This is a genomic window from Mycoplasma sp. 744, assembly GCF_034863305.1.
In the GTDB taxonomy this organism is placed as follows: Bacteria; Bacillota_I; Bacilli_A; order Mycoplasmatales; family Metamycoplasmataceae; genus Mycoplasmopsis.
In genome coordinates this window covers 175,950-199,005 of record NZ_JAYFFF010000001.1, presented here as the reverse complement: position 1 = coordinate 199,005, position 23,056 = coordinate 175,950, and the positions used below count along the sequence as shown (strand labels likewise).

The 23,056-nt window shown below is 24.0% G+C and carries 11 protein-coding genes and 3 tRNA genes; 2 read left to right on the top strand and 12 right to left on the bottom strand.

The features are described from left to right. Positions 1–143: 143 nt before the first annotated feature. Positions 144–220 (bottom strand) — tRNA-Arg (locus tag VBM87_RS01045). Between the two features lie 59 nt (positions 221–279). Then, positions 280–356, bottom strand: a tRNA-Arg gene (locus VBM87_RS01040). 147 nt (positions 357–503) lie between these two features. On the opposite strand from VBM87_RS01040, the gene lysS reads away from it, so the two are divergent. Continuing rightward, complete coding sequence (lysS, locus tag VBM87_RS01035) at positions 504–1,976, top strand: lysine--tRNA ligase (protein WP_323176992.1); 1,473 nt, start codon at positions 504–506, stop codon at positions 1,974–1,976. 47 nt (positions 1,977–2,023) lie between these two features. Here lysS and VBM87_RS01030 read toward each other — a convergent pair whose 3' ends face one another. The 10 genes from VBM87_RS01030 to VBM87_RS00985 form a co-directional block, all read right to left on the bottom strand. Beyond that, positions 2,024–2,812, bottom strand: coding sequence for a hypothetical protein (locus VBM87_RS01030; RefSeq protein ID WP_323176991.1), 789 nt, complete (start codon positions 2,810–2,812; stop codon positions 2,024–2,026). Next, positions 2,805–4,202: a hypothetical protein gene (locus VBM87_RS01025; RefSeq protein WP_323176990.1), complete on the bottom strand. Its 1,398-nt coding sequence runs from the start codon at positions 4,200–4,202 to the stop codon at positions 2,805–2,807. Before VBM87_RS01025 ends, VBM87_RS01030 begins: the two co-directional genes overlap by 8 nt. 8 nt (positions 4,203–4,210) lie before the next feature. Next, positions 4,211–4,492: a hypothetical protein gene (locus tag VBM87_RS01020; RefSeq protein ID WP_257076073.1), complete on the bottom strand. Its 282-nt coding sequence runs from the start codon at positions 4,490–4,492 to the stop codon at positions 4,211–4,213. 3 nt (positions 4,493–4,495) lie between these two features. Next, a complete protein-coding gene (locus tag VBM87_RS01015) occupies positions 4,496–5,479 on the bottom strand; it encodes a carbohydrate ABC transporter permease (protein ID WP_257076071.1) in 984 nt (327 codons plus the stop codon). Further along, positions 5,418–6,488, bottom strand: coding sequence for a carbohydrate ABC transporter permease (locus VBM87_RS01010; RefSeq protein ID WP_257076069.1), 1,071 nt, complete (start codon positions 6,486–6,488; stop codon positions 5,418–5,420). The genes VBM87_RS01015 and VBM87_RS01010 overlap by 62 nt, the downstream gene beginning before the upstream one ends. Continuing rightward, entirely contained in the window at positions 6,478–8,562 is a 2,085-nt protein-coding gene (locus tag VBM87_RS01005; protein ID WP_323176989.1) for an ATP-binding cassette domain-containing protein, read from the bottom strand. The genes VBM87_RS01010 and VBM87_RS01005 overlap by 11 nt, the downstream gene beginning before the upstream one ends. 51 nt (positions 8,563–8,613) lie before the next feature. Then, the gene (locus tag VBM87_RS01000) at positions 8,614–10,212 is read right to left on the bottom strand and encodes a hypothetical protein (protein WP_323176988.1); all 1,599 of its coding nucleotides are present in this window, start codon (positions 10,210–10,212) and stop codon (positions 8,614–8,616) included. Positions 10,213–10,293: 81 nt separating this feature from the next. After that, positions 10,294–12,633, bottom strand: coding sequence for a P68 family surface lipoprotein (locus tag VBM87_RS00995; RefSeq protein WP_323176987.1), 2,340 nt, complete (start codon positions 12,631–12,633; stop codon positions 10,294–10,296). A 317-nt stretch (positions 12,634–12,950) separates the two neighbouring features. Further along, positions 12,951–14,714: an MATE family efflux transporter gene (locus VBM87_RS00990; protein WP_323176986.1), complete on the bottom strand. Its 1,764-nt coding sequence runs from the start codon at positions 14,712–14,714 to the stop codon at positions 12,951–12,953. Positions 14,715–14,785: 71 nt separating this feature from the next. Then, a tRNA-Thr gene (locus tag VBM87_RS00985) sits at positions 14,786–14,861 on the bottom strand. 163 nt (positions 14,862–15,024) lie between these two features. Here VBM87_RS00985 and VBM87_RS00980 point away from each other — a divergent pair. Next, entirely contained in the window at positions 15,025–23,055 is an 8,031-nt protein-coding gene (locus tag VBM87_RS00980; RefSeq protein WP_323176985.1) for an ABC transporter permease, read from the top strand. The last annotated feature ends 1 nt before the right edge of the window (position 23,056 follow it).

Below are 23,056 nucleotides of genomic sequence, written 5' to 3'. Positions count from 1 at the left end.
TTCCTTATAAATAATTTTTCATTAATAAAATATTTTTCTTTTATAAATAAATTTTATTATTTAATAATTAGTTAAATAACAATTGAAATAAAAATATGAAAAAAATTGCAAAAAAATTATTTTTTGCAATTTTAGTTTAAAAATGGCGTCCACAAGAGGAGTTGAACCTCTCACCCCAAGCTTAGGAGGCTTGTGCTCTAACCAGCTGAGCTATATGGACACACATATTATTTATATTTTAAAATAAATTTAAAATAAAATTTTAAAAAAATAAAAAAATGGCGATCACGAGAGGATTCGAACCTCTGACAACAAGCTTAGAAGGCTTGTGCTCTATCCTGCTGAGCTACGCGACCACGATTTACATTATTATTTTAACACTTTAAATAAAAAAATAAAACTTTTTAAAAAAATAATTAAAAAAAACAACATTAAATATAGTATTAATTTAAATTATATATAATTATCTATAACTTATTAATTATTAAAAAAAGGAGTAATTTATGCCAAAATATACCGAACAAGAACAAGTACGTAGAAATAAATTAATCGATTATGAAAAAGAAAACATTATAGCTTTTAAAAAAGCTTATAATCTTGGTGAAATAAGTTATAGTAATGAATTAAATGAACAATTTGAAAATTTAACTAAAGAAGAATTAGAAAATAATAATATCAACAAAAATATTGCTGGAAGATTAATGACAAAGAGAGGGCCTTTTTTAGTTATTCAAGATTACAAAGGTCAAATTCAAGCATATTTTAATAAAAAAGAATTAACACAATATGAAACATTAGTCGATAGATTGGATATTGGTGATATTATCTGAATAAATGGTTTAATGATGAAAACTCATACTAATGCAGTATGTATAAGAATACAAAAAATTGAATTATTAACCAAGGCACTTAAACCTTTACCAGAAAAATATCATGGATTAGTAGACACAGAAGAAAGATACCGTCGTCGTTATGTTGATTTAATAATGAACAAAGAATCTAGAGAAAGATTCATTACAAGAACCAAAGTTGTTCAATGAATAAGAGATTATTTTAATGACTTAGATTATATAGAAGCTGAAACTCCTTTTTTACATGATTATTTATCAGGAGCAGCCGCTAGACCATTTAAAACTCATCATAATTCATTAAATCAAGAATTTGTTTTAAGAATCGCAACAGAAATACCACTTAAAAAATTAGTTGTTGGTGGTTTTGATAGAGTATATGAAATGGGTAGAATTTTTAGAAACGAAGGATATGATACAACACATAATCCTGAATTTACAACAATTGAATTTTACGAAGCCTATTCAAATGTTGAAGGAATGATGAATCGTACTGAAGCGCTTTTTAAATTATTATGCAAAAAATTAGGTAAAAGTATATTTATTAATAATGGTGTAGAAATTGATCTATCTAAACCTTTTAAAAGATTAAATCTTATTGATGCGGTTAACGAAGCTACAGGAGTAGATTTTAGAAACATAGATTTAAAAACTGCTCAAGAAATAGCTAAAAAACACCATGTAAAAATAGAAAAATTCTTTACAATCGGTCATATTATTAATGCTCTATATGAAGAATTAATTGAACATACTTTAATTCAACCAACTTTTGTTTATGGTCATCCAATTGAAATTTCACCTTTAGCTTCTAAAGCAGAAGATCCAAGATATACTGAAAGAGCAGAACTATTTATAAACACTAAAGAATATGCCAATATGTATACTGAATTAAATGATCCAATTGATCAACTTCAAAGATTTGAAGCTCAATTAGAAGAAAAAAATAATGGTAATGATGAAGCGAGCGATATTGATTACGATTTTGTTGATGCTTTAGAATATGGTATGCCTCCAGCTGGCGGATGTGGTATTGGTATTGATCGTTTAATTATGCTTTTAACTGAAACTTCATCAATTAGAGATGTTTTATTATTTCCTACTCTTAGAAGAATTAAAGAAGAAAGATAAAATAAAAAAACAAGATTATTTATATCTTGTTTTTTTTATTATTTAATTTAAATAGCTAATTTTGGATTTGTTTGCCCTAGTTTAAAAATATATGCTGTATAACCAGAAGCTATTAAAGCAATAGCTAATAAGAAATATGATAAAAATCTTCCTTGAGCTAAATCTTCTGGTTTTTTCTCTAAATTATTAACAAGTTCTCTTACTTGAACAAATGTTAAATTAGTGGTTTTGGCAACAGAAATTACTAAGGAAATCATAAGTATAATAACTATTGCACCAATTGAAGCTAAAATAGCATATTTAATATTAACTTTAATTAGTTCAATTAATTTTCATACTAAAATTATATAAACAATAAAGAAAACTAATAAAAACACTATATATAAAGCAAAAGCAATAATTGCATTTGAACCAGCTGCATTATTATTTAATAATGCTTGTACTTCTTCTGTATTATTTACTAATAAATTAAAGAAAGAAGTTAATCATTTAGCATAATAATAACCTACAGTAGCTAAATTAGAAGCTCTAACTGCACTTGTAGCAGATATTTCATCATATAAATCATATTTATAACCGGCATCAATTAAAATTCAAGAAACAATTATAAATGCAATTAAAATAATTAAAGCAATAATAGGTAATAATAAATTAGTTTTAATTAAATCTCTAGCAACAAAAACTTTTTTATTAAAAATGTGTTTTTTATTAACAACAATTGCTTGACTTGAAGGATGGATTAATCTTTTATTTTTAAAATTGATTTTTTTATTATTAGGAATATCATTTCAAAAAGAAATATTTTTTAATTCTTCTGGTAAATTATTTTTATCCATTATTTACTCCTTTATCAGCATTAGAAGTTTTTTCCAATCAAGAGAGAATTTTTATTATTTCCTTTGCAGATAAAGCCTTAAATTCAGCTGGAGTTTCATTATGTTTATTACTTCATTTAATTTGAAAATTACCTTCATTAATAAATTTAACATAATCTGCATCAGTTGCATTTAATTCAATTGTTTCTTTAGTATTTTGGTTTGTAGTTTTTTCTACTAAAATAGTTGGTTTGAATGTTCAATTACTATTGAAAATATCTTTTTTAACATATGGCGTTATAAAATTATCTTTATCATTAGATTCTTGATAAGCATTATAAATTTGTTCTATGTTATAAAGCTTATATTCATTAGCTACTTTATCAAATAATTCAATGTAATATACTAATTCATTTCTATTTTTACTATAAGCAGTTAAAACTTGTACATTATCATATAGATTTTTGTAATCTTTAAGAGCATAATACATAATAATAGCTAATAAACGGGCTATATCTTGCGGTTGAGTTCCAGTATTAGTTATTCAATTTCTTATTTCGTTTCTTATGTTAGATAAAGAAACTTGTTCAACAGGAGTAAGTTGATTTTCTCTTTGTTGTAAATTATATAAATTTGAATATTCTTCACGATACTTTGGATTATTTAAAAATGCTAAGGGGTTTTTAACAAATTCTTCATAAAGCGGAGAATCTTTATCTATAGGTTTTAATAAAGTAGTTGAATCAGTATTTCTGCCTAAAAATTCACTATTTAATTTATCAGCTATAAAAACGGGAGATTGAGCTAATCTCATTCCATGTGTTTGATTATTATTAATTTTTAAGCCATGAGATAAAGCATATTTGAATAAATTATTCACTTTTTCATCTAAAGTATTGCCTTGATTAAAAGCATCTAAATATTTAAGATAAAAATATTGGTAAATTTGATCTTGTGTTTTATAAATTAAATTAAGTGATTTAACATTAATGTTATTATCTTTTTCATCAAATAAATATTTATATCTTGTTAAAAAAGTGTAATTAAATGGAGTATTTTTAAAATAGTAATTAAATACTTCTAAAGCTTCATCAACGCTATTTAATTCAGCTATTTTTTGTCTATTGGCATCTCAATAATTACTATTTAATCTTAAATTTCATAAATATTCTGTACTTGTTACATAAATAGAATTATTTTTGATAATATCAGATATTAATTTTTGAGTATTTGTGGCATTAGGATTATTTATAGCATAATCTTCTATTTTTTTGATTTCAAAGTTTTTGGCATAATCAATTAATTCTCTAGTATTAGAATCAACAGTCAATAAACATGAAGAAGCAATTAGAGGAGAAACAAGTGAAGCAACAGCGCCTAAAGATAAAGCATATTTAGTAATTTTTTTCATAATAGCTCCTATAGAATTGCATTATATGATCAACTTTTGAAACCAGCATAAGAAATGTAAGATCCCATTAAAATAATCACAGTTGAAAAAGCAATTCCTCCAATTGAATAAGAAATTTGTACTCTAGCACTAGAAACATATGCTGTTTCTAAAATAACAAATTCACGGTTGGCTTCAATTATATAATTTGAATTTTTAATTATTATTGAACATAAAATTAAAACTACTATAGCAATAATAACTAAAATAAATCAAAATATTGTTTTAAATTTAATATTTGCTTTATTCATATTTTATCCTTTAATTGTGCTTCCTTGTCTTGAAATAGATGCCATAATACGTTTTCTAAATAATAAGTAGAAACCAAACATAGGCGCTATAGATAAAATTGCTCCAGCAAGTTTTATACTTCTTAAAGTAATTACTTGACCATCCTCTTGTAGTACAGAACCAACATCAAATAATCATAATGATAAAACTTTTAAATCTCCATTTGCAACTAATGAAGGTCATAAGAAGGAATTTCATGAAGCCAAAGCAGTTAAAATTACCACAGTTAAAGTAGTAGGAGAAACCATAGGAACAGCTATTTTAAAGAAATATCTTGCTCCTACAGCTCCATCAACAGTTGCAACTTCTTTTAATCTATTAGGAATAGCTGAAAAAGCGTTTCTATACATTAAAGCTGTAAAAATAGAAGCTATAAAAGGTAAAGCTATAACAGAAATAATCCCTGTAAAATAATTTCTAATATGTGTTACTTCATCTAATAAAATAATTACTCTATATTGTCCTGATAATAATGCCACTTCAGGTAATACTAATAAAGCCATAAATAGACTTCATAAAACGTTTTTAAATTTTCATTTTTTTAACGAAAATGCATAACCAGCAATCATTGTAACAAAAGTTTTAACAACCACTGAAAATAATACATTTGTAAAAGTTAAAAAGAATGCATCAAAGTATTTAGTTGATGAAGAAGCAGTCGTTGCGGCAACTGCAAAGTTTGATCAAGTTCATTCTTGTGGAATTAACGTAAAAGTTGTTTTAAGAGCATCTGCTTGTTCTCTAGGCATTAATGAAACCATAATCATAAAGAAGAAAGGGAATAAAATTATTAATGAAAATAAAGCTAAACCAAATAATTTTAATCCCAAACTAATAATTAAAAGACTAATTTTAGTTTCATGAACCTGTTGAGTAGCAATTTCTCTACTTTTTCTGAGCTTTATATTCGATCATCACTTTTGAATCTTTAATCCGATTTCAAACATTGAATTCTCCTTTATTTAAAGATACTCTTAAAATAGTATTGAACCCACCACGAATAAGTGATGAATAAAACACACCAATAAGGAATAAACATAAAGCAGCCGAACCAGCAAGAGGGAAATTAGCAGCTTTAGTAAATCTATAAACAATAAGCATTAATGATGATGCACCATTAATAATTGCATCATTTGGCACATTGTTAAAAATAGCTAGTGGGAATACTTTTGTACCATTAATAATTCCCATTGTAATTAAAAATTTAGTAGTTGATTTAATTGAAGGTAAAGCAATTGTGAAAAATTGTTTTACACTTCCAATACCATCAATTGAAGCAGAACGATATAAATTTTTATCTACTGAAAGCATAGCGGTAGTTGCAATTAAAATATTAAAAGCCAAACCATTTCAAATACCTTGAGTAACAATAGGTAATAACGCTCTAAATGAGAATTGATCTCCTGATTCTAATCAACCATATGTTCCTAAATTAAATACTTCATTCACAAAACCAACAGGTGAATAAATTTGTGAAAAGAATAAAGCAACTGCAACAGCATTAGTCATATATGGTAAGAAAAAGATTGTTTGTCAAAATCCTCTAGCTGCTTTTCTAATAACATTAGCAATTAAAGAACTTATTAATAAAGAAATTGAAATTACAAATGGTAAAACAATCAAACCATAAATAATTGAATTCCTAAAACCAACAGCAAAAGCAGGGTCATTAAGAACAGATAAAAAGTTATTAAAGGTAAAATAATATCTTTGATTATCATCTAATTGAAAAAAGGCATTTCTAATATTCAAAAATAAAGGAATAATAGTGAAAAAAGTAATAATAATCAAAGTTGGTAATAACATACCTAAAGGTTTATAAAACTCAATCGGTTTATCAATAATAGAACCTGATAATGATTGAGCACGATTTTCACTTTGTTTTTTAGCACTTAGTTTATATAGAAAAGGAAATTTAAAAGCAACTTTTGATCATACTTGGTTACTAAATTTCATATTCTACTCTTCTTTCAGTTAATTCATCGAATAAGTGAAGACGATCTTTAGGCATATCGAAGTAGATAGTATCTCCTACTTTATAATTTAAACGATTATCAATTAAGAAATTAGCTTGGAAACTTTCTTCTACTTTTACAATTAATTTACTTTCTTTACCAAAATTTTCCACCGCTTTAACAATTCCATGGAACATTCCAGTTTCTTGATCTTTTATAATAAAATCTTCAGCTCTTATACCAACTGCAAAAATAGCTTTATCAACATTATTAATTTTTATACCACTTATAGTTTTATCAAAAATTGTTAAAGTATCATTTTTATAAGTTGCTGGGAACATAGCCATTTCAGGCATACCTAAGAAACGAGCAACAAATTTATTTTTTGGTTTTCTATAAAGTTCCATAGGTGTACCAATTTGTTGAACTTTAGACATAGACATACATACAACAATATCACTAATTGACATAGCTTCTTCTTGATCGTGAGTAACAAAAACAGTAGTAATTCCTAATTTTTGTTGAATTTCACGAATTCATTGACGCGTTGAAATACGTAATTTAGCATCTAAGTTAGATAATGGTTCATCCATTAATAAAATTTGTGGTTTTTTAACAATAGCTCTGGCAATAGCAACACGTTGTTGTTGACCACCAGATAATCTAGTAGGTTTTTTTTGTAAAATAGGAAGAATTTCAACTCTTTTAGCCACTTCCATAACTTCTTCATGAATTGCTCTTCTAATAGTTACATTATTTTTTGATCATTGAGCTATTTCTTCTCTTTGTTCCTGAGTTAAATTAGCATCTTTTCTTTGTTTATCACTCAACATTATTTGATCTAAATTATGTTCTTTAGCTAGAGTTTGAAATAAATCTGTGAATTTTTTATAAGCTAAATATACTTGTAATTTATTATTTCTCACCAATTGAGAAGTAAGAGATTTATCTGCTTTTAATTTTTTATATGCTTGTTTAGCTTCTTTTAATTTAATTTTTTTATCTTTTATTTCAGGTTCATATTGAGTAATCACTTTACTTTGATTGTTAAAATATTTATAATAAAGTAAATTTTTCATTAAGCGATTTTCTATTTTTAATAAAGTTAATTTGGTTTTAACAGAAAAATTAGTTTGATCTTCTTTTCTTATTTGAACTAATTTATTTTGTACTTGTTCAATTAATTCTTCTGCTTGTTGAGAATCTAAAGGTTTTATTCTTTTTAACTCATCTATTTCAACATTTATAAATTCTGATTGAGAATAATTTTCTTCTGGTAATAATTCACCTGTATTTTTAAGTAAAACTAATTCTTCATTCAAAAGAATTTTTTTAGATTCATATGATTTTTTAAGACTTTCTAAGCCTTTAAGCACTTCTTTAGAAACAGCAGAAAGAGCAGCTGTATAATGGACTTTATCCATTTTATAATTAGTTTCAGCTTTTTCTAATTCTTCTCTTTGGTTAATTAATTTATTAGTTAATTCTAAAGATGTTTCTTGTGCAATATGCCCATAAACAAATCATAATTTTCTCAATTTAGCAATTTGTTCTTCGCTTACACCTAATGATTTTAAGTAAATATATTTAATTTCATTTGTAGCAGTTTTTCTTTTAAAAATTACTTTATTTTGTCATTCGATATCATTTTTAAGAGGAAATGCTATATTAGCATAAACACTCATATGTGGATAAAGTGCATAATTTTGGAAAACGAAACCTAATTTTCTTCTTTGTGGAGGCAATTTGGTTACATCTTTACCTCTAAAATATACATTTCCACTTGTAATGGTTAATAAACCAGAAATAGCATTTAAAGTTGTAGTTTTACCTGATCCTGACGGACCTAATAAGGTAACTAAGGCTCCTTCTGGAATTTTGAAACTAACATCATCAACAGCTAAAGTTTCTCCAAAATCTATAAAAATATTTTTTAATTCAATAGCTGGATGATTCTTTTTATTTTTCTCATCAGTTAATTTTTCAGTAAGTCTTAAATATTCCTGTTCATCGTTTTCAGTGAACTTAGTATATTTAGATTTTACTAAACTATTAAGTTTTTTAATTATTTTCATTTTTTCCTTTAATTAATTATTAATAAACTTAAATTGAATTAGTTTGTTATTTTATTTTTGATTGTGTAAGTTAATATATTTCTCATATCAACCAGTATTATAGATATTAAGATCAGAATTTTTATCTAATCAAGCAAATACTAACGAAGGTTTTTGTATATAAATTGTTGAATTAACTGCATAAGCATCAAGAAAATTAACATAAAATCCTCTTCTCGCTGCTATTGCTTCATTAAATGCATCAGCTAAATAAGGCACAGTATAGTGTAAAGCTGTTGATTTATTATTTAATGCTCCTTTAATTTCTTGAATTTCAATCAACGGTAAAGTTAAACCAGCATTAATTAATTCAGTAGAATAATTATATTCAAAATTATCTCCGAAAAATACTTCCCCAGTATATCTGCCAAAAGTATCTTTTGATCCTGCTCCTTGGAAAAAGATTTTAATTCTTGTTCCTGCAGGCAAATTATCCATGGCAAATTTTGAAGGTAATTCTGCGTATTGATATTCAAATTCAGTTGATCTATTAGAACCAACACTTTTTTCAGGAGTATCAATTGCAACAATTCTTAAACGATGAATTTCTTGATTTACAAAAGAATCATGAAATTCATTATATAACACTGAATCAGCATCAATATCTTTTGCAACCTTAAAGTTTAAAGTATCTCCATCTGATCAAGAAGTAATTTCAGCGTCAATAGAAATATTTTTTAATTGATTTCAATCAATTTTAATTGGTTTAGCTATTGATTTATTAAATTTAGTATCAATTTTATCTAATAAAGAAAAGTTAATTACAGTATCATAATAATTAGAAGTTTGAGCACCTATAAGTAGAACTCATTTATTATCAACTAATGTATATGTACTTCATTCAATGTTTCTTGTGGTTTGAAGATCTTTATTAGTTTCTGTAGTTCTTTCATTAACATTGACTAATTTATTAGATGAAAGATAATTACCATGATAAACCAATAAATACTTTTTATTATCTGAAGCAGTATAACTATAATATTTATTTTCCACTAAATAATTAGGTACAACATAACTATTGTCCTTTTCTAAACCTTTAATTTTTAATTGAATATTTGCATCTTGAATTGCTTTATTTAATTCTGATTTATTAAAACCACTAATATTAGTTTCGACTCTTGAATTATCAATGTAATGTCCTGCTACTTTTGTTAAAGTATATTTATAATAGTTATCTTCTGAATAAATATTATAAATAGAACTATCAGAATTTTCAGCAAAAGCAATTTGATAATTATGTGTGTGAATCTCGTAATCTTCAGCTTTTACAGAAGAATTATTAGATTTTCCTGGATTAACAATGGTTTCTACTTGTGAATTTTTATATTTTAAATTGTAAGTAACAATAGTAGTACCATTATTAAAAGTGATAATAGCTTGGGAATTAACTTTATCTTTTATTCCTAGCGCTTTATTGATAGGAGTAGATAAGAATTCGCTTCTACCATTTAATCTAAGATTAATATTTTGAATATTTTCTTTATCTTCTTGAACTGGATTATATGTGTATTTATCATTATTATTTTCACATGCTATAAAAGAAGTTAAAGAAAACAAAGGCACTGAAATTATTGAAACAGGTAAAAGTAGTTTTTTAAAATTACTTTTCATTTTGCCTCATTTCATAAATAAACACGATAGCAGAGCTATCATGTTTAATTTTATATATTTTTATATATTTAACAAACTTAATTATTGGAAAATATCTTTAGCTTGTGCAAGAATTTTATCAACAATTTCAGTTTTATATGATCCTGATAAATTACCGCTATTTACTATAGCTTTAGCATAAGAAATAAAAGTACTTTTTAGAGCGTTTCTAAATTCATTAGCTTTTGGGTCTCCAATTTCTGAATATGAAACTCAATTATTTCCGGTTGTGTCAGCTTCAACAACTTTTTTGAAATTATCATGTGTTACTTTTAAATAAGCATTAAAATCTTCAGTGTTTTTAGTTGTAAAATCACTTGAAGGAAATACATATGATCCAGTTGATGAAAGAATATCCATTGGTTTACCAGTTTTTTTATCAAATTTAGGATCTTCTTGTGTACTATTTCTAGCTTTAATATCAAATTCATATACTTTATTTGAAAGTAAGAATTTAACAAATAATCTAGTAGCATTATCTACTTCATCGTTTACATGAACACCCATAAATGAAGGACCTTGTAGATATGAAACTTTTGGATCACTATCTTTTTCTCATTTATTTGCTGTATCAAAAACAAACAATTCGTTTTGGTTTAATACTTGAGTTCCTTTTCTTGTAACTGACTTAATTTTAGAAACTGTATCTTTAGTATAATAAGCTACAAATTCAGCTCCTTCATTTTGTTTACGACTAGAAGTTACAGTACCTAATTTTACAAAATTAGTATCTTCCTTAGCAAGTTTTTCAGCTGCTTCTAAAGAAGCTGCATCAGTGGTAGAAAATAAATATAACCCATATTTGTTATTTTGCGAAGTAATGTTAGAAGATTCTGCAAATTTGTATAATTCATCAAATTTAGCTTTTTCTGTTTCACCATGTACAAAATATGAATATCTATCTTGGTGTGGATCATTTACTAAAGTAGGTGAAATCTCATCAGTTTTATAAATTCCATTTTGTGGATATCTGCTGTAATTTGTTGTGATTTTAAGATATTTTTTACCTTGTTCTTCTTTAAGGAAGAATCTTTCTCTTTTTACTGCAGCGTATTGTTTACCTTCATCTTCAATAACATATTCAGTTGTTGATCTGTTGTCTTGAACAAAGTTGTTTGTATATCCAGCAGTTGAACCAATACCTAAAGCAAATTTATGATTACGTTGATCATTAGAAGTATATTCTCCATCACCTTTAAGTACTACAGCACCAGTTTTAATCGCATCACCAAGAATTTGATAGAATTCTTGCATTTTAGTACCAACTAATGATTCAGTATTTCTAATTGGTGAATAGTCAGCTAAAATGTTACCACCTTCTGTTTTGGTTCTAACAAGCATTTCAGATGTATCGGCACCTACAGCTGAGAAAATTACTGTTTGTAAAAATCCTGCTATATCATCTATACCTAAAATATGAAGTTGTGATTTTGCGTCCACAGCATTTTTAAATAATTTTTTAGCTTTTTGAGCAAAATCTATTAATGGTTTAAATGTTGTGAAGGTTGAATCTTTAATTGTATAACCACTTAAACTTTCAGCATTTTCAACTTTTTCGCCTCAAAGTTGTTTTACAGATTCTCTATCTCCTTGACCAGCTGCTTTAATAGCATCTCATTGAGATAATTCAATTTTTGCACCTAAAGATTCCATTGTTTCAAGAATGTATGATAACACAGGAGAGTTAACACCTTGCACATTTGATGAAACTAAACCAGGAATAACTCATGTACCTTGATTTGAAATATATGATGTTCTTTGGTTAGCAACAGTAAAATTGTGATTAAAATCAGTTAAAGTATTTCTTAAATATTCATCTTCGCTGTCAAAGTTTAGCAACATACCTGATTCTGCTAAATTTGAAGCAACAACTGGATAGTTTAAAATAACACTAACTAATTCTTGTCTATTTTTGTTGCTTACCATGTTTCTAATAGATTCAGCACCTGCATTATATCCACCAGAACCTAAACTTTTTATTTCAACAGTTCTATAGTAACTTAAGAATTTTTCATATTCTTCTTTTTTAGTTTTTTCATCTTCTGTTAAGTCATTTTCTGATTTTTTATTTCAAGCATCAACTTGATTTTTTCAGTTAGTTGCAATAGCATTATATCTATCGATTATTCCTTGCAACGCATTTCATTGAGCACCATCTTGTGAGAAAGTAACTCCGATACGAACGTTTTGAATATCTGGTGAATCATATCTTTTAGCTAATGATTGAGGAGAATTATTAGCATACAATGAATAATTACTAATTGGTTTTTTCTCGTCAATTGGTTTTTTGGTTTCATCAGTACATGCTACAGCCAAGGCAAGTGGCGAAAGCACTCCGGCTAAAGTAGCAACTGCAAACATTGATTTTTTAAATTTATTCATAAAATAATTTACCTTTCGCTTTTTAGAATTTATTTATTCTTTTTAACTTATTTATTAATTATTTCACTAACATTTTATATGTTATTTTTTATTTATAAAAAAGAAAATTAAAAAGAGTGTTTTTAGTCTGCAAAAAAACTTTATTTTTCAGTTTTAATATAAAAATTACTTAAAATATTTATTTAGTAAATAATTAAAAAATATTTATAATTTTTTCAAAAATAGACAAAAAGAAGAAAAAAACATCTTTTTTTTATCTTTTTTCTTCTTTTTGTCTATTTTTACAATTTAAAAAAACAATATTTTGAAAAATAAAACTAAATATTTTCTTTTTCTATGGTTGCAAAAAATTTATGTTCTATTTTTCTTGATCAACTGATTTTATTTTGATCAATTTTGGGTAATTTTTTGGTTATGTAATAGTATGAATAACTTAAAAGAATTAATGAAGCAAATAAAGTATTAAAAATAAACGTTCCAATAATAATTCAATTAGCAGTTTCTTTTACTAAATTACTATTATAAACACCATATGCTATACCTATACCTATGGGAATAATTATTAAAAAAGTTATAAAATTTTCTAATGAAGTTGCTAAAATGGATTTTTCAATATTATTTGTTCCTTGAAAAACTAATAATGAACTAACAGAAAAACAAGTTGCAATAATTCTTAATGTTAAAATTCTTATAAAATTAGCTGTATCTTTAATTAAATTTTCATCTACATTTAATGCTAAAACTCATAAATTACCAGCAGTTATAGCAACAAAAATATAAACTGTCACAGCATAAACAACTGAAACCAAGAGAGTTCATAAATATATTTCTTTACATCTTTGAAAATCTCTTCTAGTGTAATTGTATGACAATAAACTTCTAGCACCATCACTTATACCAAAAATAGAAATTAAAAATAAAGTAATTATTGGTGTTGCTTTAGCTCAATAAAATTGAAAATGAATTGGATCGGCAAAGGATGGTTTAGATAAAACAATATTTATCATTGCAAAAGAAAAAGCTACACCAAAAGATCTAATAAAACCACTTAAACCAAGCAATATAGTAGGTATAAGTAAATCTTTATTAAATTTAAATTTAAATAAAACACCAAGATTCATTTGTAAATGCTTTTGTTTACTTTTTAAATAAGTATAAATTAAACAAGCACTTAAATTAAAAATCCAACCAATAATTGTTGCTAATACTCCGCCTAAAACGCCCATTTTAAAAACTATTATAAAAACAGCATCTAAAGCAATATTTATTAAATTAGCCCCTATACCTATTCACATCACATAAGTATTAAAACCTTCTGCTCTTATAAAATAAGAAAATAATGTTACTAAGCCTTGTAAAATAGTTCCTGCTGCATATACATAAACATATTCGTTAGCTCATTGAATACTTAGTTTGTAAGCTGCGTCATAATAATCTTGTAATCTTAATAAATCTGTTTGTGACATTCCTAAACTTTGAGCTCTATCGATTTCTAAAATCGTTTTTCCAGCAAACAATTGCATTATTCCTGATGTTACAAAAATAAAGGAAAACATTGTAGCTATTAATGATAAAGTAAAAGTAGATCAAAACATTGTCGCTCAAACATTTTTAGTAGCTTTATCTAATTTCTTAGATAAACATTTAGTATAGTAAACTGAAGCTCCAACTGGTATTAAAAAAACTATAGAATTAGAAAAAATAATTAAAGGTTGAAAAGCTGCGTTTGTAGTAGAAACAATTGTGTTAGAAGTTATTCTACCTAATAAATTTAAATGTTTAATCATTCCATTTTCAATGTAAGTTAATTTATTGTAATTATTAAATAGATTTAAATAATCAGAAGTACTTGCTTGGGAAATAGTTAAATAATTAGCAATTTCACCAACTCCATTACTACTTAAAACAGGTTTAGTTTCAGGAACGAATTGCTGTATAAAAACTTGATCAACAAAAGAATATAAACCAATCATTAAAGTTAAAATTAATGATGGTAAAACAACTATTCATATTGCTTTTTTAATTGGCATTTGAGAAAATAATAACTCAGCTCTTGATTCTTTGTTAATAGTTTGTTTCATATAAACTCCTCCTTTCTATGAATAATATAAAAACAAAAGCTTTTTAAGCTTCTGTTAGATGTTAAAACAAATGGTGCCGACAACAGGACTTGAACCTGCGACCCCATCCTTACCATGGATGTGCTCTACCTGCTGAGCTATGACGGCTTAATACCTTTAATATTATAATGTTTTTTTAATTTAAAACTAAATATTATTAAAAATTTATATTCATAAGGTAAAATTTTAAAATAATTGATATTATATTTTATATACTTTAATATGTCTAATTAAAAATATTAATTTTTAATATCCATCATAGAGGTTATTTATGTGAAGATTATTTAAAGAAGTATTTAAATCATTAAGTAAAAATAAAGTAATGGTTATAGGATTAAGTATATTAGTTTTTTTAACTAGTGCAATTTTTACTTTATTAACTAGTGTAAAAAATTCAATGACTAGAAGTTTTGAAAATTATAAAAACTTTTCTAAATTGCACGATATTAATGTTGATTTAAACTTGCCAAATAATGGTTTTGCATTTAATGGAGGTTATTTCATCAATGGAGAAAGTAGTTATGAATTAAACACAAAAGAAAATAATGCAAATTATTCACCTATAGAATATTCTATTGACTTTGAAAAATCTTTTCATAATTCTGCATTTTTAGAATGAAAAAAACAATTAAATCAAACTCAACAAATTGAATTAGATAATATTATAAATTCTTATAAAAATGATTCTATAGGAACTAATACACTAAGTTTTGAAAATATTAATACTGATTTTATTCCAACAAATAATATAAAACACAAAGATTTAGAACAATTTAAAAATTTATATTTTGCAAAAAGCGATTTACAAAATTTTTTTAATAATTCTAATTTTTTAGAGAATATTATTTTAAATATTAATGATATAAATAATCCATATTTTAAAATTGTTAATACCAATTTTAATTTAAATCTCTATGAATTAACAAATAATAATCAATATAAGAAAAAGCAAACAAAGAAAATAATTGATTTAGAATCTTTAATTGTTTTTGATAAAGATTATCAGATTAATGATTTATTAAGATTAACTACTGATAATGCTAATAATATTTTAGCTTCACAAGTAAGTCCTATTTTTATTAATGTTTACACTAATATTGCTACATTAAATTTTTCATTAGGTAATAAATGAATTGATGAACAACAAGCAATTAGAATTGAACCAATTCAAATAATGAAATTACTTGGATTTGATAAAGTAAATAATGATAATTATCTTTATAAAAAAATAGAAAACAAAGATTTATCAAATATTTTAATGATAGCTCCTTTTGATAATTTTGATAGTTCAACTAAATTTAGAAAAGAATTTTTTGCTAAATTATTAATTGATGAAAATAATAATTATGTTAATTCAGATCTCACTTATAAATTTATAACAAATGAAAATTATGGTTTAGATCAAAATTGAATTATTAATCTTAGAAGTAAAAATAATTTTTTAAGAACAAATTATTATATTAGTTATGTTGATAAACTATTATCTTCCCTTCCAAAAAGAATTGTAAAAGAAGATAATAGTATTGAAATTGTTGATGAAAAAATATATGCAAAAGATTTATGAACTGGATCTTATAAAACATTTATTGAAAATCTTGGTTCTTCTGAAATAACAAATAGAAATTTAATATGAGATGATATTGAAATTTTTTCTTATTGAACTAAAAAAAGAACTGAAACAGGATTTAAATATATATATGAAAATAATCAATGAAAATTACAAAATAAACCAATTTTTGAACGTGAAACAATTGCACAATTAAATCCTAATTTTGATTTTTTAGATTTAAATTTTGTTAAGTTATTTACAAACGATAAAAGAACTTTACCAATTACTAATGAAAATAGAAATAAATATTTTATTGAACAAATAAATTCAATGAATATAAAAGAAATTGAAAAATATAATAATCCTTATTTAAAAGATGATTTATTAAATAATGATATAGAATTTTATAATTCGATTAGCCAACAAAATGTTAAAGATAAAAAATTCGAAATAATTCAAAACAACTCTTTAAAATTTACTAGAAATAGTATCGTTGATAAAATAGAAAAGCTTGTTGGAAAAGATAATATTGGTTTAAGAAGAACAATAACCGTTGATGCTGTAGACAATGACGGCGCAAAGAATGTTTATCATTTTATAAATGCAGGAGATGATAAAAGGGAAATTGAAGGTATAGAACTTAATGTTGGTAAACTTTACAATGAATTATTTAATTCAACTGCATTAAATAATTTCCCAACTCATTTAAATATTTTTAACACATTTCAAGTTCCACCAATTGTGGCAGCTAAATTAATTTTAGAAATTCAACAAAATCAATATGTTAATAAAAATTATATTGAAACAGTTATTGATTATGTAAATATTTATGATAACAATATTTATACTGGAGAAATTTCTAATTTAACTAACAAAAAAATTGTTTGATTAAATAAATATCAACAAAATCAAAATCAAATAAAAAAACACGATGATTTGCCAAATTATAAAGAATTAAATTTAGCAATATATGAAGTAGATAAAAAATTCTTTTTGGTTAAAGAAATAATAGAAAACAATCAAATTAAATATTATTCTCTTTATCCTAATCAAGATTGAGAAAAAGGCGTTTCAATAAATTATCTAAATAAATGATTTGAGGACAATAATCTTACAATAGCAACAAAATATATAAGAACTGAAGATACAGGTTGAGTTAAATATTCAAATGATAAAGCATATATCCCACTTGCATTTGTTTCAATTAAAAATGAATTAAATCAATTAGTATTAAAAAACAATAGTATTGAACCATTAGTAAAAGAGGGTGAAAAAATTATTGTAGATTTAGATATTGTTAAAAAAGGTTATATTAAATCTAATATTATTTATAAAATTATTCCTCTTTTAGAAACAGCATTGGATGATGTAAATTTAGCTTCTGTATTAACTACAGGAAAAATATATTCTAAAACAATAAATGATTTTTTAACTAAAATAATTTTTTATTTGACGAATCATAATAGCGGAGATCTTTTAAATATTTTAATTAATGATTTTATTGATGCTATAAAAAAAGAAATTTCAACAATAAAAACCTTAGAAAAACAAAAAGAATATTTAGCACAACAAATTGATAATTTATTCTTATTATTCAATAAATTAAATAATTCAAAAAGCAATCAAAATTATAATTATGGCAAAATATTTGTAAATTACATAAATGATCCTGTAAAGTTTTTTGATTTTATTCAAGAAATAATTAATTCAATAGATACTAAAAATTTTGCTAAACAGTTATTAAATTGATATCAAGAAAATATAAAAAGTGAAACACAAGAAATTTTTAGCTTAAATAGAATATTAAATCTTTTAATACCTAATATTAAAGCCAAAAATTTACAAATAGCATTATTAAATTTAATTGATAATTTAAATTTTGAAAATTTATTAGCTAATAATACTAATTCTTTAATAAATACATTTTTAACTAATTACAATTGAAATTCAAATCTTTATTCGATAATAAACAAATTAAAAATTAATAATAGTTTTGATAATTTTAAAAACGGTTTAAAAAATATTATTAATTACTTTGATTTCTTTTATTTCATTGAACAATTTAATACTAATTTTAAATTAATAAATTCTAATAATGATAATAAATTTAATATCTTATATCTAGATAAAGCCAAATTAATAACTTTAAGTATAGAAAGTTTATTTCATGCAATAGGATCTGATAAAGGTTTTAAAGAAAATATTATTACTTTTTTAAATTTATCAGGCAAAACTACATCTTTTAATTATGATAATCAAACTGTATGAATTCCGGCTAAAGATGATGAAAAAATATCTTTTTATGATTTATTATCTCTTTTAAACCAAGATGATAAAAGTAACAATGTTACTAACAAAAATGAAAATCAAATAAATAGTTCAACACGAAATTTAATATTAGAATTTTTATCATTAAAAAATAATTTAACAAAAAATAATTTAGATACTATTGAATTTAGAAAATTAACGGTTAAAGAACAAAATTTATTAAACTTTTATTTAAATATAAATTCTGATTTTAATAAAACTTATATTGTCGATAAAATAGATAAGATAATTTTATTCCTTAATCAAGCTATTGGTGGAGTTAATTTTATAACTGATACTAAATTAAAAACTGGAGCAGATTTATTAAATGACGCTAAAAATTTCTATTCGGGAAATTCATTTAGATTATTATTAAAATCAATTATTGATAATTTAATACCAACAAAACAAATAAATCAATACAGCATTGCTAACCAAGCTTTTAATTTATTTACTCCTTATTTAAAAATGTATCAATTAGAAAATGTGACTTTTGAAGAAACAAATAAATTTGTTAAAGATTTTATTGAATTCGCTATTTCTAATGAAATTTTAGCTTTAAGTAAACAAGAAGATAACAACACAAATATACCTTTTAATAATTCTACAAATTATTCTATAAATAAATTTATTAATCAACCACTATCCATTGATATTTTTGAATTGAATATAAATAATGAATTTAAAAATTTAGCAGTTAAGCAATTAATTGATATTAATCCTAAATTTAAAAATTTTGTTTTAACTCACCAATTAGAATTGATTTTACAATTAGGTTATTTTGCTCAAAGTGTTAAATATAGTTCTATAGATGTAAATAATCCTAAAACTAGTGCATATTATATTTTGATTAATAATTTTATTGAAAATTATTTACAAACAAGTGAATTTTTTGATATTAGATTTATTGCTGTTAATTTAGCAAATCAAATTAATACATATTTGCCTACAGATATAATTGGTATTTCTTCAACATTATTAAATCCTGTCTTAAGATTACTTTTTCCAGAAATAGCATTATCTTATTTAGTTTCTCAAACACAAACTAGTATTAATGATAATAATCAAATAAATGGCAATTTAGCTTATTTAGTTTTAAACAAAATAACAAATTTAGAAATTTTAGGTCAAAAAAATTCACCTACTAATACTTTACTTTATGAAGAATTATCACAACATTTAAATAAAGAGTTCAATCAAATACAATCATTTAAAGAAGACAATGGTGAAAATATTACAATTGATTTTAGTTGATTTGAACACACTAAAAATTTAAATACTAAACCTATTTTTGGAATTGACGTTTTACAAATTCAATATGATGTTTTAAACAAAATTTTTGAAGAAATTAATACTGATTATGTCGCTTTTCAGTTGCCAAAATATTTCTTATCTAAAGTGAATTTTGCTTTCTTAGCAAATAATAATAAAAAAATTTATAACGGAACAATTCCTACAGATATATTATTACCAAATTGAATCGGTGTTACTAAAGATTTTACAGCTAATATTCCTGAAGAATATTTAATTAACATAAACGGATTAAAATTTATTATCATCGGTGAAGAAACTACAGTTGATTATATGTATCCTGTTATAGATGAAAATAATTTACAAGTTGATACTAAACATCAAGCGCTAGTATATGTTAATAATCTTGGTTTTGATAGAGTCAAAGCTGCATATGCAGGCAATGTAGTTAAAGATAATTTGTTAGTAAAAGTTCCCGAAAATTCAAACATTAAAGAATTAAAAAATGAAATAAAAACAATTGTTGACAATTCAATTGTAAATGCTAATAATATAGAAAGAGTTTTTCTTAATAATGAAACTGATTTAATTAATCCTGAAAGAGCTTTAAGAATAAATACTATTACTAACATTATAAAAATCATTTCTGTTTCTACAACAGCTTTAGTTTTATTATTTAGTTTCTTAGTGATTGTTTCAATTATTTTCATTATTCAAAGATATATTAACAGTAAAAATAAAGTTTTAGGTATTTTAATAGCCCAAGGATACACTCGAACTCAAATAGCTTTATCACTATCTGTTTTTGCAATTACTACTGCAATAATTGGAGGGGCTATTGGATATGCCATAGGTAATAGAATGCAGTTTTTAGTTTTAGAAACATTTTCTGGTTATTGAACCTTACCAAAAAACACATTATTATTTAATCCTATAGCTGCTGTTTTAACAATCGTTACACCGTGTTTCATCATGGCAACTATTATCTACATAATTACCTTAATTTCATTAAGAATTAAACCATTAACTTTAATAAATGGTTCTCAATTTTTACCTACAAAAAAATTATTTTATTGATATAGTGCTAAAATATCAAAATTTAATATTAAAACACGTTTTTCTTTTATTTTAAGTTACATTGGAATTTGAAAATTATTATCCTTTGTTATTAGTGTAATTTTAGTAACTACTTCTGCTTTATTCGGAGTTTCGAATAGAGGAGTATTTAATAACACTATAAATTTAACTTACAATAACAGAAATTACAAATATAAATTAAATTTACAAACTCCTACTATTGAAGCTGGTTTATATAAAACATTTAATGGTTCTAATTTGAAAAATTTACTTTATACACCATTAGGATCTGCTTCAGAAATTCAACAGGAATTATGAAATTATCTTGCACCTGGTTATTCACCAATTGTTAATGCAGACAATAAAAATGGTAATCCTACTATTTTAGATCCTCATGTTATTACTCAATTTAGTTTAGATTTAACATTGGCTAGTGGTGTATCAATTAATCCATGAGATATTTCATATAATTCTTTACCAGATACGCAAAAATCAAAAATTGATTCTTCAAGAAAAATAGTAGGTAATTTACTAGAAGAAACACAAAATAACAAAATAATTGATAAAAACAAATATATTTTTATTAATAATCCTAATAAAAATGATGAATTATTATATGTGAATGAAAATAATCATTCTGAAATTAAAAATTATTTTAAATTTACTAATTTATTTAATGATAATAATGGTCATTTTGTTTATATGCAATGAAACGGTAAAGAATATAATGCAATAACTTTAACCACAGATTTAAGAAATGAATATCGTGAATTCTTAGTAGAAGCATATAAAGAATTGCAAAATAAAATTGATCAAGAAACATTAAATTCTAATTTAATCAAAACTGAACCAACTATTAATGACTATTTTATTAGTTTTAGTGGAGTTTATTTTGATAAAAACATGGACGAAACTTTTACATATATTCAAACTAATAAAGGATATATTAACGGTTATAATTTAAATTCAAAATATGTTAAACTAACTGATAGTTCTAATAATGATTTATTTGACCGTTTAAAACAATATAATAAAGAAAATGTTTATCCTTTAATAATAAACGAAGTTGTTGCAAAGAAAAATAAATGAAAAGAAGGCCAAATAATTGATTTAGAAATTCAAAATCATACTAATCGTTATTTAGATAAAATTCTTGATAATAAAAGAGAATTAACCTATCAATTTGAAATAGTTGGTATTAACTCTACTTTTATAAATGAAGAAATGATTACTAGTCAATCAATAGCAAACAACTTAACAGGATTAAAAGATATTGTTCCTAGCGAATTAAATAATTTTGTCCCTTTTAATGGTATTTTAACTAATTCAAATACACCAAAACAAATTATTAATTCTACTTCACTTTATTCTCCAAGTAATTATTGATCAATTCTAACTTCATTTAATACTACTGATAATGATGCTTCAGCTATGTATAAAAGTATTTTTGATCCTCACGGTGGTTTATTTGTAACCAATTTACAAAAAAATAATTTTTCTCTGCAAGAAGCTCAAGAAAAATTAATTAATTTCTTAGAACCAAATATTGAAAATAATAATAAAGACGTTGATAATATATTTGAAGCAAATTTAACAAATGCTAAAGATATTGTTAATAGATTTGCTAATATTTATGATAATACTTTATATTCATTATTAGCTTCAAATTTAGATGCTAAAGATATAGAAGTTAGTTTTGTTAGCAAAATCGGACAAACAGTTAATGATGTTACTACAGGTATTATTTGAATAACAATTTTAATATCATTAACTATTCTTGTTATTATTTCAACAATCATTATTAATGAAAATAAAAAGAATATTGCCATTTGATCTATTCTTGGATATTCAGAAAAAGAAAAAATAAGAATGTTTTTCTCAATATTTATTCCATTTATTATTCTTGCAATCTTAATTTCCATACCTGCTGTTTTATTACTTATATACTTGTTCAATATATTTATGTTGCAAGCTGGTTCAATTGCTCTAATGATATCTCTAAAATTCTCGTATTTAGCTATTGTTTCATTAACATTCTTTATTATTTTCTTAATAACTACATTTTTAACATGATATTCAATCGGAAAAATAAAAGCTATTCAATTATTGAAAGGTTAAA